This window comes from Lysobacter soli (assembly GCF_009755585.1).
Classification (GTDB): domain Bacteria; phylum Pseudomonadota; class Gammaproteobacteria; order Xanthomonadales; family Xanthomonadaceae; genus Lysobacter_J; species Lysobacter_J soli.
This window is the reverse complement of the sequence record NZ_CP046603.1, coordinates 3,182,077-3,196,125: the sequence shown is the minus strand read 5'-3', so window position 1 is coordinate 3,196,125 and position 14,049 is coordinate 3,182,077. Positions and strand designations below refer to the sequence as shown.

Genomic DNA, 14,049 nt, shown 5'->3' with positions numbered 1-14,049 from the left:
TATCTGATCTTCGCGACGTGTGGATCGCGCAGCGCAACAGCGCAGCGCGGTGCGGCGTCGATGGTTCGCCCATGAGGCTTCGTTACCCCTCACCCCAACCCCTCTCCCGCAGGGAGAGGGGCTAAAACCCACGCCCCTCTGGCGATAGCGCGGACTTAAGCGCCCGCCAGCTCCCGCTCCAACCGCGCCAACCGCTCCGGCGTCCCAACGTCCGTCCAACGCCCGTGATGGTGTTCGCCGGTGATGCGGCCCTGCGCCATGTGCGCGCGCAGGATCGGCGCGAGGCGGAACCGCGCCGGCGTTTCGTCCACGCCCGCATCGCTGCTGCGCGAACGCCAGTCGTCCAGCAGTTGCGGGCGATACACGCCGATGCCGGAATAGGTGAGCCGATCGTCGCCATCGGCACGCACGAACCCGTCGGCATCGAGCGCGAAATCGCCCTGCGTCGCCTGCGCCGGCCGATCGACCATCACCAGGTGCGCGAGGCCCGCCGGCTCGCGCGGCAGACGCGCGAAGTCGTAATCGCTCCACACGTCGCCGTTGACCAGCACGAACGGCTCGGCTCCGAGCAACGGCAGCGCATGCAGCATGCCGCCGCCGGTTTCCAGCGGGCGGTCGCCCTCGTACGAATAGCGGATCGACACGCCCCACCGTTCGCCCTCGCCGAGTTGCTCAGGGAACTGCGACGCCAGCCAGCTGGTGTTGATCACGATGTCGCGGACGTCGAGTGCGGCGAGTTTTTCCAGGTGCCATTCGATGAGCCGCTTGCCGCCGGCGCGCAGCAGCGGCTTGGGCGTGTGGTCGGTCAGCGGTCGCATGCGCTCGCCGAGACCGGCGGCGAAGATCAGGGCTTTCAAGCGGAACTCCGGGCGCGGGTTACGGCGAGGGCAGGGCGACGCGTTCCATCGCCGGGCGGATGCGCACGTCCAGCACTTCGCGCAACGGCGTAAGTTCGGGGTAGCGCGGCAGCACTTCGTCGAGGTAGCGGATGAAGCGCGGCGCGTCGGGCAGGTATCTGCTCTTGCCGTCGCGGTAATGCAGGCGCGCGAAGATGCCGAGGATCTTCAGATGCCGCTGCACGCCGAGCCAGTCGGCATCGCGCTGGAACACCGGCAATGGCGGCACGGGAATCCGCGCGCGCACCGCACGTTCGTGATAGCGCGCCAGCCATTCGTCCACGCGCTCCAGCGGCCAGCTCAGGAACGCATCCTTGAACAGGCTCACCGGATCGTAGGCGACCGGACCCCATACGCAATCCTGGAAATCCAGCACCGCCGGGCCGCCTTCGACCGGCATCAGGTTTCGTGGCATGAAGTCCCGATGCGTCAGCACGCGCGTCTGATGCAGCGCGTTGTCCATCAGGCGACGCTGGCCGAGTTCGAGGCGGTCCAGGTCGTCGCAGGTCAGTTCGAGCCCGAGGTGTCGCCGCAGGAACCAGTCCTCGAACAGGCCCGCGTCGCGCTGCAGTAGCGCTTCACCGAATTCGCCCGTGCCCAGCGGCGGCTGGATCGCCTGCAGGCGCAGCAGTTGTTCGATCGCCGCGTCGAAGTGCGCGTCGGCGTTGCTCTCGTCGATGGTCTGCGCGAGCGTCGGTCCGCCGAGGTCCTCCAGCAGCAGGAAGCCGTTGGCGACGTCTTCCACCAGCACCTGCGGCACGCGCACGCCGCCGCTTTCCAGCAGCGCGCGCATGCGCAGCCACGGACGCACGTCTTCGAGCTGCGGCGGGGAATCCATGACGATGCGACTGCCGCCGGAGGTCTGCACGCGCCAGTAACTGCGATGGCCCGCATCGACGGACGCGCGCACCAGTTCGAGGTCGGGGACGTCGGTGGCGGCACGCGCCCAGGCCAGGCGCGCGGTTTCACGCTCGGTGGCGTCGGGCGTGGGAAGCGGATTCGAACCGGGTACGACGGTCATGCAGGCTCCGTGCGGGATCGCTGGCGACCACAATCGCCGCCACGCACAGGTTAGCCCGCCGGCCGTGCACGGTGGAATGCACCGCGATCACGGCCCGCGTCGCGTGGCGCCGGCTTGCGCGGCGCTCACGCGACCTTCGCATTGCGGGCCGTCACGCGGCGACTGCGTCGCGCTCCAGCGATTCCAGCCACTCGTCGTCCGAGCCTTCGGACACGCCCTCGAACAGGAACGTCGACAGGTAGCGCTCGCCGGTGTCGGGCAGCACGGCCAGCAGCACCGAGCCCTCCGGCGCGCTTTCGGCGACCTTCAGCGCCGCGGCCACGGTCGCGCCCGCCGAGATGCCGACGAACAGGCCTTCCTCCGCGGCAAGGCGCCGCGCGGTATCGCGCGCGAGCACTTCATCGACCGGCAGCACTTCGTCGGCGACGGTGCGGCTGAGCACCGCGGGGAGGAAGTCCGGCGTCCAGCCCTGGATCTTGTGCGGTTGCCATTCCTTGCCCGACAGCAGCGCGGCGCCGGCGGGCTCGCTGGCGATGACCTTCAGGTCGGGACGCGCGAGCTTCAGCACTTCGCCGGCGCCGGTGATCGTGCCGCCCGTGCCCCAGCCGCTGACGAAGTAGTCCAGCCGCTTGCCGGCGAAATCGCGCAGGATTTCCGGGCCGGTCGTGCTGCGGTGGTAGGCTGGATTGGCTTCGTTCTCGAACTGGCGCGCCAGGAACCAGCCGTGCTTCTCGGCCAGTTCCTTCGCGCGGCGCACCATGCCGGTGCCGCGCTCGGCGGCGGGCGTCAGGATCACCTTCGCGCCGTATGCGCGCATCAGTTTGCGGCGTTCGACGGAGAAGGTCTCCGTCATCACCGCGACGAACGGATAGCCTCGCGCCGCCGCGACGAGTGCGAGCGCGATGCCCGTGTTGCCCGAGGTCGCCTCGACGATGGTCTGGCCCGGCTTCAGCAGCCCCTTGCGCTCGGCGTCGAGCACGATGGCGAGCGCGAGACGATCCTTCACCGAGCCGCCGGGATTGAACGATTCGACCTTCGCGTACAGCGTCACGTGCTTCGGCGCGATGCGATGCAGCTTGACGATGGGCGTGCTGCCGATGGTGTCGAGGATGCTGTCGTAAAGGGCCATGGCGTTGCCTCGTTTCGATGTAGGGGATGGTGTTGCAGGAATCAGGCGGCCGCGGCGATGGCCGGCGCGCCACGCAGCGGCGGCGCGCCGAACCAGTGCAGCGTGTCCGCGAGCGCGGCGACTTCGCCGACGATCAGCAGCGCAGGCGATTGCACGTCGTGTTCGCGCGCGCGCTGCGCCAGTTCCGACAGCGTGCCGACGACCACGCGCTGGTTCGCACGCGAGCCGTTCTCGATGATGGCGAACGGCGTCGACGCGGCGCGTCCGTGTTCGATCAGGCGCGCACTGAAGCGGTCCAGGCCGGCGACGCCCATGTAGACGGCGAGCGTCTGGCGTTCCTGCGCGAGCGCCTGCCAGTCGAGCGTGTCGTCGGAGTCCTTGCAGTGCGCCGTGACCAGCCGCGCCGACTGCGCATGGTCGCGATGCGTGAGTGGCACGCCGGCATACGCGGCGCATGCGAGCGCGGCGGTGATGCCGGGCACGACCTCGAAGTCGATGCCCGCATCGCGCAGCACTTCGAGCTCCTCGCCGCCACGGCCGAACACGAACGGATCGCCGCCCTTCAGGCGCACGACGCGCTTGCCGGCGCCGGCGTGTTCGAGCATCAGCGCGTGGATCTGCGCCTGCGTCGCGTGGTGGTTGCCGGCCTGCTTGCCGACTTCGATGCGCTGTGCGTCGCGGCGCACGACCTGCAGGATTTCATCGCTGACGAGGCGATCGTGCAGGATCACGTCCGCTTCGTTGAGCACGCGCAGCGCACGCAGCGTGAGCAGGCCCGGATCGCCCGGGCCCGCACCGACGAGCGCGACGCTGCCGCGCGAAGACGGGACTTCGGCGTGCAATTGCGCCGCGAATTCGCGTTCGGCCGCCAGATGCTGCCGCTTGCGCAGCAGCGCCGGCACCTTGCTGCGCAGCAGGCGGTCGAAGAAACGGCGTCGGGCGCCGAGCTGCGGGAAGCGCGCGCGGATTCGCGTGCGTTCGCGGCCAAGCAGGTTCGCCAGCTCGCCCAGCGATGCGTCGAGCTGGCTCTCCAGCGTCTCGCGCAAGTGGCGCGCCAGCATCGGCGCGGCACCGCCGCTGGAGATCGCCACCTGCAACGGACCGCGGTCGACGCGCGCGGGAATCTGCACGGTAGACGCCTGCGCGTCGTCGACCACGTTCACCCAGAGACGCCGCGCCTCGCCGGCCTCGGCCACGGCGCGGTTCACGACGTCGTCGTCAGTGGCGGCAATCGCCAGCCACGCGCCATCGAGCCAGTGCGGCGCGAACGCGCCAGGCAGATGTTCGATGTCGCCACGCTCGGCCAGCGCCGCCAGTTCCGCGTTCAGCGCCGGCGCGCCCACTTGCACCCGCGCTCCGGCCTCGCGCAACGCCGTGGCCTTGCGCAGCGCCACCGTTCCGCCGCCAACGACCAGCACGGTGCGGCCATGCAGGTCGGCGAACACGGGGAAAAGGGGGCGCGAAGCCTGGGGATCTGAGGCCACCGGACTGCTCATGGCACCGAAGCGAAACGGAGGGATTCCGTGACGCTACGCATGCACCCCGACGTGCGGAAATGACGCCGCCGCCTGCGGTCATGCCGTTTCGGAATGACCCGGCCGGGCCCGGCGAGGGCGCGGCCGCACCGCGCGGCCCTGCGCTGGACACGGCCCCCCGCGCAGGGTAGTTTTCGTTCATCCCTTTATTCGTATCGAGCGATATATGAACGCGGCCGCCGTTCGGACCACGTGTTGTCGGTGCACGTCGAAACCGACCGCCGCCCGCACGTCCGGGCCCGACCTGCCGCCCTTGCCCTTCGCTCCGACATGACCCTTACCCAGCTCCGCTACCTCGTCGCCATCGCCGATTCCGGCCTCAACATCACGCTGGCCGCCGAGCGCGTGCACGCGACGCAGCCCGGTTTGTCCAAGCAGCTCAAGCAGCTGGAGGACGAGCTGGGCTTCCAGTTGTTCACGCGGAAGGGCCGCAGCCTGGAAGCGGTCGCGCCGGCCGGCGAACGCGTGCTGATGCACGCGCGCCGCATCCTCGAGGAAGCCGGCAACATCCGCGCCTACGCCGCCAACGAACGCGGCCAGCACAGCGGCCAGCTGGTCCTGGCGACGACGCACACGCAGGCGCGCTTCGTGCTGCCGGAGGCCATTGCCGCGGTGAAGCGCGAATTCCCGCAGGTGAGCATGCACCTGCAGGCGGTCGCGGGCGACGAAGTGCTGGAACTGCTCGCGCGCGGCGAAGCGGACCTCGCGGTCATCAGCACCGCGGGCGGCGAGCCCGAGGGCGGCGTCGCCGTGCCGTTGTATCGCTGGCGCCGCCTCGTGCTGGTACCGCGCACGCATCCGCTGTCCAGACTCAAGCGCGCGCCGACGCTGGCCGAACTCGCCGCGCATCCGCTGGTGAGCTACGAGTCGTCCACGCGCGCCGAGTCGTCCCTGCGCCGCACCTTCGTCGACGCCGGTCTCGAACCGCAGCTGGCGATGACCGCGCGCGATGCCGACCTCATCAAGACCTACGTGCGAGCTGGCCTCGGCGTCGGCGTACTGGCGGAAATGGCGGTGGGCGCGCGCGACGAGGACCTGGTCGCCTTGCCCGCACCGGACGCATTGCCCGAATGCGTGACCTGGGCGGTGATCCCGCGCGCCCGCGTGCTGCGCGAATATGCGCTGGCACTGCTGCACGGCATCGCGCCGCAGCTGGACCGCCGCGACCTGCGCCGCGTGCTGGAAGGCAACCTGGAGCCGCAGTGGCCGAAGGCGCCGTCGTGGCGCGAGCTGAGCCAGCCGATCACCACCTGACGGCCACCCGTCGAACATCGCGACCGTCATCGAAACCGGAGAGCCGCCATGCCGCTGGTCACCCTCACCGTACGCAAGCCCAAGCCCGTCGTGTTCAAGACGAAGGTGCTCGATGCCGTGCACGCGAGCCTGGTCTCCAGCGGCGTGCCGCAGGCGGATCTGTTCCAGCGCGTGTTCGAACTGGACGCCGACGACTTCCGTTTCGATCCCGGCTATCCCGATCTCGCATCGCCACGCACGGACGACTTCGTGCTGATCGAGATCCTGTGGTCGGTCGGGCGCAGCGTGAAGGTGAAGAAGAAGCTGCTGGCCGAACTGATGGATCGCCTCGCGCAGGCGGGGCTCGATCCCGAACACGTGATGGTGGCCTTCAAGGAAACCACGTGGGAGAACTGGTCCTTCGGTGGCGGGCGCCTGATTCATACCTGAGCGTCCGCATCGGATCCGCCGCGGCGCGGTGGATCGCCCGGTTACAGCAGCGCCATCCACATGGCCATGCCGCCGAGCGTGCCGAGCACCGCCGACGCGAGGGCGCGCCGGAACCACAGCGATTGCGCGGTCGCGGCGGACGTCAGCACCGAGTCGTCCGGCGCCAGGCCCACCATCGAGATCAGCACCAGCAGCGCGACCAGGATCGGGCAGCAGATCGCGTTGCCCAAGGCGACATTCACGGCCCACTGCACAGCGGAAAGGATCCCCGCCAACGCCACCCACGACCATCCCAGGCCGCGCGCGATGAGCGGCCGCTGCCAGCGCATGATCGTGAAGACCGACCACGCCAGCAGCGCGGTCGTGATCACGGAGCGCAGGAAGTCGAACGCGGCGTATCGCATCCACGCGATGGTGGGTGCGGGCGCGTCGGAAACCGGTCGGAGTGCCTGCCCGAAGCCGGGTGGCGGCGATGCGGTCAGGCGGCGTTCGGCTCGTCGAAATGCAGGCCGCACTCGCGCTTCAGTCCGAAGAAGCGCGTGTCTTCCTCGTTCATGCCGGGCTGCAGCGGGCGCGTGGTGTGCACGTCGCCGATCGACACGTAGCCCTGGTGCCACAACGGGTGGTAGGGCAGGTCGTGCTGCTGCAGGTACTGCCACACGTCGCGGTCGGTCCAGTCGGCGATGGGGTGCAGCTTCCAGCGGCCATCGCGCAACTGCAGGAAATCGATCGCCGCGCGGCTGCGCGACTGGCTGCGGCGAAGGCCGGCGATCCACGTGCGCACGCCCAGGTCGTCGAGCGCGCGCTGCATCGGCTCGACCTTGCGCATGCGGTTGTAGCGTTCGATGCCATCCAGGCCGCTTTCCCACAGCTTGCCCAGGCGCGCTTCCATCCACGCGATGCCGATCTGCGGGCGATACACCTTGAGGTTGAGGTGCAGTCGTTCGGTGAGCTGGTCGATGAAGCGGTAGGTTTCGGGGAACAGGTAGCCGGTGTCGATGAGGATTACCGGCAGGTCCGCGCGCTGCTGCGTCGCCAGGTGCAACGACACCGCCGCCTGCGCGCCGAAGCTCGACGACAGCGCGTGTTCGCCAGCGGTGTGTTCCAGCGCCCAGGCGATGCGCTCGGACGCGCTCAGTCCGCCCAGCCACGCATTGAGTTCGGCCAGTGCGCGGGGCGATTCGGCGGCGGTGATGGGATCGGGCGGGCTCATGCGGCGTTCTCGGTGACGGCGTGTTCGGTGACGGCGTGCTGCAGGTGGAGTTCGATGGAGGATCGCGGCGGAGCGACGATGCCGGCGCGCACCAGGAAATCGCCGAAGCCTTCTTCGTCGCGACGCTCGCCGGCGTAGCGCGCGAAGAGCGGATCGAGGGCTTCGAGGATCTGCGGCTGCGCCACGTTCTCGCGATACATCGTGTTCAGGCGCTGGCCGCGGTGGTCGGCCCCGAGCATCAGGTTGTAGCGGCCCGGCGCCTTGCCCACGAGCGCGATCTCGCCCAGATACGGACGCGAACAGCCGTTGGGGCAGCCGCTGATGCGCAGGTGGATGGGTGCCTCGCGCAGGCCGTGCGCGTCGAGCAGGACCTGCACCGCGTCGGTGAATTCGGGCAGGTAGCGCTCGGCCTCGGCCATCGCCAGGCCGCAGGTCGGCAGTGCGACGCAGGCCAGCGCGTTCTTCACCAGCGGCGTCGCCGAGACGTGCGTGTCCAGGCCGTATTGCGCCACCAGCGCATCGACGCGTGCGCGCAACACGGACGGAATGCCGGCGATGACGAGGTTCTGGTTCGGCGTGAGGCGGAACTGCGCATCGCTCGCCTCGGCATCGAGCACGCGCGCGATCTCGCGCAGGCCGGTCAGGTGCGAGAGGCCGTCGCGATCCCAGATGCGCCCGGCGACGATGCGCAGCGTCAGGTGGGCGCGGCCGTCGCTTCCCTCGACCCAGCCGAAGCGGTCGCCGTTATGGACGAAATCGAACGGTCGCGCGTCGGAGAGGGCAAAACCCGCGCGCCGTTCGACTTCGCCCTTGAACCAGTCGAGGCCGCGATCGTCGATGGTGTACTTCAATCGCGCACGCTTGCGCAGCACGCGGTTGCCGAAGTCGCGCTGCGCGGTGACGACCGCAACGGCGACCTGCGTGAGCTGTTCCGGCGTGACGAAGCCGATCACGTCGCCCAGCCGTGGATACGTCTCCGGATCGCCATGTGTGGCGCCCATGCCGCCGCCGACGCTGACGTTGTAGCCGAGCAGTTCGCCAGTCGCGTCGATGATCGCGATGAAGCCCAGGTCCTGCGCGAACACGTCCACGTCGTTGTATGGCGGGACCGCGAAGCCGATCTTGAACTTGCGCGGCAGGTAGGTCGGGCCGTAGACGGGTTCGTCCTCGCTGCCGCTGCCGGCGACGCGCTCCTCGTCGAGCCAGATCTCGTAGTACGCGCGCGTGTTCGGCAGCAGGTGCTCCGACAGCGCGGCGGCGTGCGCGAAGACCTGCGCGTGCGCCTGCGATTGAAGCGGATTCGCCGCGACGGCCACGTTGCGGTTCACGTCTCCGCAGGCCGCCAGCGTGTCGATCAACGCGGCGTTGATCGCCTGCATCGTCGACTTGAGCTCGGTCTTGATCACGCCGTGGTACTGGAACGCCTGCCGCGTGGTGATGCGCAAGCCGCGCTCGGCGTAGGTCGTCGCGATGTGGTCGAGCTTGAGCCACTGTGCCGGCGTCACCACGCCGCCGGGCGTGCGCGTGCGGATCATGAAGGCGTACGCCGGTTCGAGCTTGGCCAGGCGACGTTCCTCGCGGATGTCCCGATCGTCCTGCTGGTAGCTGCCGTGGTACTTGATCAGCGTCTGGTCGTCGTCGTTCAGCGCACCGGTGACCGGATTGGCGAGCGACTCCAGCAGCGTGCCGCGAAGGCGCCCGCTCTGCTGCTTGATGTCCTCGACGGAATGGCTGCTCATCAATACACGTCCCGCGCGTAGCGTCCCTGCTGCTGCAGGGTGTTGAGGTAGTCGTCGGCGTCTTCGGCCGACTTGCCGCCGTGTTCGGCGATCACCGACAGCAGCGCCGCGTGCACGTCCTTCGCCATGCGCGTGGCGTCGCCGCAGACATAGATGTGCGCGCCGCCTTCGAGCCAGTCGAAGAGGTCACGGCCGCGTTCGACGAGGCGGTCCTGCACGTAGACCTTGTGCGCCTGGTCGCGCGAGAACGCGAGGTCGAAGCGATGCAGCGATCCGTCCTTCAGCGCCTGCTGCCATTCGACCTGGTAGAGGAAATCGCTGCGGAAATGCGGGTTGCCGAAGAACAGCCAGTTGCGCCCCGTCCCGCCGACCGCGGCGCGTTCCTGCACGAATGCACGGAACGGCGCGACGCCGGTGCCGGGGCCGATCATGATCACGTCGCGGGACGCATCGGCCGGGAGGCGGAAACGCTCGTTGTGTTCGATGAACACCGGCAGCCGCGCGCCTTCCTCGCTGCGCGCAAAGTGATTCGACGCCGCGCCCCAGCGCAGGCCGTCGCCATCGTCGTATTCGACGTGCGCGACGGTGAGGTGCACTTCGTCGCCGACGTGTTTCTGGCTGGAGGCGATGGAATACAGGCGCGGGGTGAGCGGACGCAGCGCGGCGACGAGTTCGTCCGGGCTCCACGACCCCGGATAGCGGCGCAGCAGGTCCAGCACCTGCGCATCATTCAGCAGCTTTGCCAGCGCAGGCTGCCGGTCGGGCGCGAGCAGGCCGTTGAGTTCCTCGCTGCGCGATTGCGCGGCGTGACTGGCGACGAACGGGCGCGCCAGCTTCGTGAGCTCGCGCTTCTCGCCGAGCCACTGCCGCAGCGGCAGCCGCATGCCGCCGTGCTCGACGACCGCATCGCCGTCGAGTTCGCCCGTGCGCAGGATCGCCTCGACCAGCGCCGGCGGATTCACCGGCCACAGGCCGAGCGCGTCGCCGGGCTCGTAATGCAGACCGGAGCCTTCCAGCGACAGTTCGACGTGCCGGACGTCCTTCACGCTGCCGCGCGCGGTGATGCGCTGGTTCGCGAGCACTTCGGCCGCGAAGGGCGCGTCGCGGCCGTGCAGCGGCGTTCCCTGCAACGGACGCAGCGGCGTGACGGTCGCGAGCGGCGCAGCCGGCTTCAGCGCCTCCTTCGCCTTCGCCAGCGCCTGCGCGACCCACGGCTCGGCGATGGTTTCCAGGTCGAGGTCGGCATCGGCGCGCGGCAGCAGGCGCGTGGCGCCCAGTTCCGCCAGCCGCGCGTCCAGCCGCTCGCCGATCGCGCAGAACTGCGGATAGCTCGAATCGCCCAGGCCCAACACGGCGTAGCGCAGCTGCTTCAGTTCGGGCGCGCGCTTGCCGGCGATGAAGTCGACCAGCGCACGGGCGTCGTCCGGCGGATCGCCGTCGCCCTGCGTGCTGATGACCAGGTACAGCGTGCGTTCGTCCTTGAGCTCGCGCGTGGGGTAGGCGTCGGCGCGAAGGAGGCGAACGGGCAGGCCGGCGGCCTCGCTCTGGCGCGCGAGTTGTTCGGCCAGTCGCTTCGCGTTGCCGGTCTGGCTGCCGTAGACGATCGTCAGGCGGCCCGCGGGCGTGGCCTCGGCGATGGGCGCTGTAACCGTTTGCACGCCGGCGGTGCCGCGCGATGCGAGGCCCGCTGCGTAGCCGGAGAGCCACCACAGGCCGTTGCTGTCGAGTCCGTCGGTCACGCGCGCCAATGCCGCGAGCCGGTCCTCGGTGAGGGGAGCGGCAAGCGCGGCGGAAACGTTTGGCAGGGTGGCCGACATGGGCAACGGGAAAAAGGGGACCGTTGCAGGCTAGGCCCCGGCGCGGGCCACCAGAAAGGATGAGGGGTTATGCGCTCATGCCGGTGGCTTATTTCCGGCAGGAAGCACCGCCGTTCCTACAATGTGGTCAACTTGCCGCGAGCGTCCGCCGCGCCCGCCGCCCATTTCGCAAGATCAAGATCCGATGACGTTGCCCCTGGACCTGAGCCACCTCGACCGCCTCGAAGCGGAAAGCATCCACATCCTGCGCGAGGTCGCGGCCGAGTTCCGCCATCCGGTGATGCTGTATTCCATCGGCAAGGACAGCTCGGTGCTGCTGCACATGCTGCTGAAGGCGTTCGCGCCGGCGCGCCCGCCCATTCCGCTGCTGCATGTGGATACCGGCTGGAAGTTCCGCGAGATGATCGCCTTCCGCGACCAGCGCGCCAGGGACACCGGCGTGCAGCTGCACGTGCACACCAACGCCGAAGGCATCGCGCAGGGCATCGGTCCGATCACGCATGGCGCCACCGTGCACACCGATGTGATGAAGACGCAGGCGCTGAAGCAGGCGCTGGACGCGGCCGGTTACGACGCGGCCATCGGCGGCGCGCGTCGCGACGAAGAGAAATCGCGCGCGAAGGAACGCATCTTCTCGTTCCGCAACGAACAGCATCGCTGGGATCCCAAGCACCAGCGCCCCGAGTTGTGGAACCTCTACAACACGCGCATCCACAAGGGCGAATCGGTGCGCGTGTTCCCGCTGTCGAACTGGACCGAACTCGACGTCTGGCTGTACATCTATCGCGAGAAGATCCCGGTGCCGTCGCTGTACTTCGCGGCGCAGCGCCCCGTCGTCGAACGCGACGGCGCGCTGATCATGGTCGATGACGAGCGACTGCCGCTGCGCGATGGCGAATCGCCGCAACTCAAGCAGGTGCGCTTCCGCACGCTGGGCTGCTATCCGTTGACGGGCGCGATCGAATCCGACGCCGACTCGCTGGAGAAGATCATTGCCGAAATGCTGGTGGCGACGACGTCGGAACGACAGGGGCGCGTGATCGACCACGATCCGTCCGCGTCGATGGAAAAGAAGAAGCAGGAAGGGTATTTCTGATGACGCGCGCACACGACGCGGGCGCGACGATCGCCGCCTACCTCGCCCAGCACGAAACCAAGGGCCTGCTGCGTTTCATCACCTGCGGCAGCGTCGACGACGGCAAGAGCACGCTGATCGGCCGGCTACTGTACGAGAGCCGCGCGCTGTTCGACGACCAGCTGTCCGCGCTGGAAAAGGACAGCCGTCGTCACGGCACGCAGGGCGAGGCGATCGACTACGCGCTGCTCCTCGACGGACTATCCGCCGAGCGCGAGCAGGGCATCACCATCGATGTCGCGTACCGCTTCTTCAGCACCGACAAGCGCAAGTTCATCGTCGCCGACTGCCCGGGCCACGAGCAGTACACACGCAACATGGCGACCGGCGCGTCCACGGCCGATGTCGCCGTCGTGCTGGTCGATGCGCGCAAGGGGCTGCTGCCGCAGACGCGCCGGCACAGCTACATCGTGTCGCTGCTGGGCATCCGCCACGTGCTGCTCGCGGTAAACAAGATGGACCTGGTCGATTTCGATCGCGCGATGTTCGACGAGATCGAAGCCGGTTATCGCGAGCTCGCCGCCACGCTCGGCATCGAACAGGTGCAGGCCATTCCGTTGTCGGCGTTGCAGGGCGACAACCTGATGGGGCGCTCGGAACGCACCGCGTGGTACGGCGGCCCCAGCGTGCTCGAATACCTGGAAACGGTCGACGTGTCTCGCCAGGCGCAGGACGTGGGCTTCCGTCTTCCCGTGCAGTGGGTCAACCGGCCGAACCAGGATTTCCGCGGCTTCGCGGGTGCGGTGGCGGCGGGCGAGATCCGTCCGGGCGACGAGATCGTCGCGTTGCCGTCGGGCCGTCGTTCGCACGTGGCGCGCATCGTCACCGCCGATGGCGACCTCGCTGTCGCGCGCGAAGGCCAGGCGATTACGCTGACGCTGCGCGACGAACTCGATGTCAGTCGTGGCGACGTCATCGCCGACGCGCATCGGCCGGCGCAGGTCGCCGACCAGTTCGCCGCGCAGGTGCTGTGGATGGGCGAGCAGCCGCTGCTGCCCGGTCGTCCGTACTGGTTGAAGATCGGCACCCGCACCGTCAGCGCCAGCATCACGGAGATCAAGCACAAGACCGACGTGAACACGCAGGAGCCGTTGGCCGCGAAGCACCTGGAACTCAACGAAGTCGGCTACTGCAACCTCTATCTGGACCAGCCAGTTCCGTTCGAGGCTTACGCGGACAACCGCACGCTCGGCGGCTTCATCCTGATCGATCGCCAGACCAACGCGACGGTGGCCGCCGGCACGCTGCAGTTCGCGTTGCGCCGCGCGGGCAACCTCCACTGGCAACACCTCGATGTCGACAAGGCCGCGCGTGCGCGCATCAAGGGACAGAAGCCGCGCGTGCTGTGGTTCACGGGCCTGTCGGGCTCGGGCAAGTCGACCATCGCCAACCTCGTCGACAAACGCCTGCATGCGTTGGGCTACCACACCTTCATCCTCGACGGCGACAACGTGCGCCACGGCCTCAACAAGGACCTCGGCTTCACCGACGAGGATCGCGTCGAGAACATCCGCCGCGTGGCCGAAGTCGCGAAGCTGATGAGCGACGCGGGCCTGATCGTGCTGGTGAGTTTCATCTCGCCGTTCCGCGCCGAACGTCGCATGGCGCGCGAGCTGTTCGCACCAGGCGAGTTCGTCGAGGTCTACATCGACACGCCGCTCGCCGTGGCCGAGAAGCGCGACGTGAAGGGCCTCTACGCGAAGGCGCGCGCCGGCCAGCTGCGCAACTTCACCGGCATCGACTCGCCGTACGAAGTGCCGGAAGCCGCGGAGCTCTCGCTCGACACGGTGTCCGACAATGCGGAACGGCTCGCACAGCGGGTGATCGAGTTCCTGACGGAGTGACGTTGGAGTAGTCGGCCGCGCAACGAAAACCCCGGCG

At 68.7% G+C, this 14,049-nt stretch carries 12 protein-coding genes; 4 read left to right on the top strand and 8 right to left on the bottom strand.

What is annotated here, in order from left to right:
- Nucleotides 1–155: 155 nt before the first annotated feature.
- The 4 genes from murU to cysG all read right to left on the bottom strand — a co-directional run bounded on the left by murU (nt 156) and on the right by cysG (nt 4,530).
- Complete coding sequence (gene murU, locus GOY17_RS14590) at nt 156–857, bottom strand: N-acetylmuramate alpha-1-phosphate uridylyltransferase MurU (RefSeq protein WP_157030946.1); 702 nt, start codon at nt 855–857, stop codon at nt 156–158.
- Between the two features lie 19 nt (nt 858–876).
- On the bottom strand, nt 877–1,917 hold the full coding sequence (locus tag GOY17_RS14585; RefSeq protein ID WP_157030945.1) for an aminoglycoside phosphotransferase family protein: 1,041 nt from the start codon (nt 1,915–1,917) through the stop codon (nt 877–879).
- Between the two features lie 151 nt (nt 1,918–2,068).
- Nucleotides 2,069–3,046 carry a cysteine synthase A gene (cysK, locus tag GOY17_RS14580; RefSeq protein ID WP_115842535.1) on the bottom strand — a complete coding sequence of 326 codons (978 nt, stop codon included), beginning with the start codon at nt 3,044–3,046 and terminating at the stop codon, nt 2,069–2,071.
- Between the two features lie 41 nt (nt 3,047–3,087).
- Nucleotides 3,088–4,530: a siroheme synthase CysG gene (gene cysG, locus GOY17_RS14575; RefSeq protein ID WP_232338440.1), complete on the bottom strand. Its 1,443-nt coding sequence runs from the start codon at nt 4,528–4,530 to the stop codon at nt 3,088–3,090.
- 321 nt (nt 4,531–4,851) lie between these two features.
- On the opposite strand from cysG, the gene GOY17_RS14570 reads away from it, so the two are divergent.
- Both GOY17_RS14570 and GOY17_RS14565 read left to right on the top strand, forming a co-directional pair.
- On the top strand, nt 4,852–5,835 hold the full coding sequence (locus GOY17_RS14570; RefSeq protein ID WP_157030943.1) for a LysR family transcriptional regulator: 984 nt from the start codon (nt 4,852–4,854) through the stop codon (nt 5,833–5,835).
- A 48-nt stretch (nt 5,836–5,883) separates the two neighbouring features.
- A complete protein-coding gene (locus GOY17_RS14565) occupies nt 5,884–6,264 on the top strand; it encodes a tautomerase family protein (RefSeq protein ID WP_157030942.1) in 381 nt (126 codons plus the stop codon).
- A gap of 41 nt (nt 6,265–6,305) precedes the next feature.
- Here the strand turns inward: GOY17_RS14565 and GOY17_RS14560 are convergent, their stop codons facing one another.
- From GOY17_RS14560 to GOY17_RS14545, 4 genes are all read right to left on the bottom strand, one after another.
- The gene (locus GOY17_RS14560) at nt 6,306–6,668 is read right to left on the bottom strand and encodes a hypothetical protein (protein WP_157030941.1); all 363 of its coding nucleotides are present in this window, start codon (nt 6,666–6,668) and stop codon (nt 6,306–6,308) included.
- Between the two features lie 74 nt (nt 6,669–6,742).
- Complete coding sequence (locus GOY17_RS14555; RefSeq protein ID WP_157030940.1) at nt 6,743–7,477, bottom strand: phosphoadenylyl-sulfate reductase; 735 nt, start codon at nt 7,475–7,477, stop codon at nt 6,743–6,745.
- Nucleotides 7,474–9,216: an assimilatory sulfite reductase (NADPH) hemoprotein subunit gene (gene cysI / locus GOY17_RS14550; RefSeq protein WP_157030939.1), complete on the bottom strand. Its 1,743-nt coding sequence runs from the start codon at nt 9,214–9,216 to the stop codon at nt 7,474–7,476. Before cysI ends, GOY17_RS14555 begins: the two co-directional genes overlap by 4 nt.
- Nucleotides 9,216–11,033: an assimilatory sulfite reductase (NADPH) flavoprotein subunit gene (locus GOY17_RS14545; RefSeq protein WP_157030938.1), complete on the bottom strand. Its 1,818-nt coding sequence runs from the start codon at nt 11,031–11,033 to the stop codon at nt 9,216–9,218. The genes cysI and GOY17_RS14545 overlap by 1 nt, the downstream gene beginning before the upstream one ends.
- Before the next feature lie 184 nt (nt 11,034–11,217).
- Between GOY17_RS14545 and cysD the strand changes: the two genes are divergently transcribed.
- Together cysD and cysN are read left to right on the top strand one after the other, a co-directional pair.
- Complete coding sequence (gene cysD / locus GOY17_RS14540; protein ID WP_157030937.1) at nt 11,218–12,129, top strand: sulfate adenylyltransferase subunit CysD; 912 nt, start codon at nt 11,218–11,220, stop codon at nt 12,127–12,129.
- Nucleotides 12,129–14,012, top strand: a complete 1,884-nt coding sequence (gene cysN, locus GOY17_RS14535) for a sulfate adenylyltransferase subunit CysN (protein WP_157030936.1) — start codon at nt 12,129–12,131, stop codon at nt 14,010–14,012. The genes cysD and cysN overlap by 1 nt, the downstream gene beginning before the upstream one ends.
- Nucleotides 14,013–14,049 lie beyond the last annotated feature (37 nt).

What these genes read in the sequence shown, in the direction of transcription:
- cysK (WP_115842535.1), bottom strand. Translation starts at nt 3,046, where the DNA reads ATGGCCCTTTACGACAGCATCCTCGACACCATCGGCAGCACGCCCATC.
- GOY17_RS14565 (WP_157030942.1), top strand. Translation starts at nt 5,884, where the DNA reads ATGCCGCTGGTCACCCTCACCGTACGCAAGCCCAAGCCCGTCGTGTTC.
- GOY17_RS14560 (WP_157030941.1), bottom strand. Translation starts at nt 6,668, where the DNA reads ATGCGATACGCCGCGTTCGACTTCCTGCGCTCCGTGATCACGACCGCG.
- cysI (WP_157030939.1), bottom strand. Translation starts at nt 9,216, where the DNA reads ATGAGCAGCCATTCCGTCGAGGACATCAAGCAGCAGAGCGGGCGCCTT.
- GOY17_RS14585 (WP_157030945.1), bottom strand. Translation starts at nt 1,917, where the DNA reads ATGACCGTCGTACCCGGTTCGAATCCGCTTCCCACGCCCGACGCCACC.
- cysN (WP_157030936.1), top strand. Translation starts at nt 12,129, where the DNA reads ATGACGCGCGCACACGACGCGGGCGCGACGATCGCCGCCTACCTCGCC.
- GOY17_RS14545 (WP_157030938.1), bottom strand. Translation starts at nt 11,033, where the DNA reads ATGTCGGCCACCCTGCCAAACGTTTCCGCCGCGCTTGCCGCTCCCCTC.
- GOY17_RS14570 (WP_157030943.1), top strand. Translation starts at nt 4,852, where the DNA reads ATGACCCTTACCCAGCTCCGCTACCTCGTCGCCATCGCCGATTCCGGC.
- cysD (WP_157030937.1), top strand. Translation starts at nt 11,218, where the DNA reads ATGACGTTGCCCCTGGACCTGAGCCACCTCGACCGCCTCGAAGCGGAA.
- GOY17_RS14555 (WP_157030940.1), bottom strand. Translation starts at nt 7,477, where the DNA reads ATGAGCCCGCCCGATCCCATCACCGCCGCCGAATCGCCCCGCGCACTG.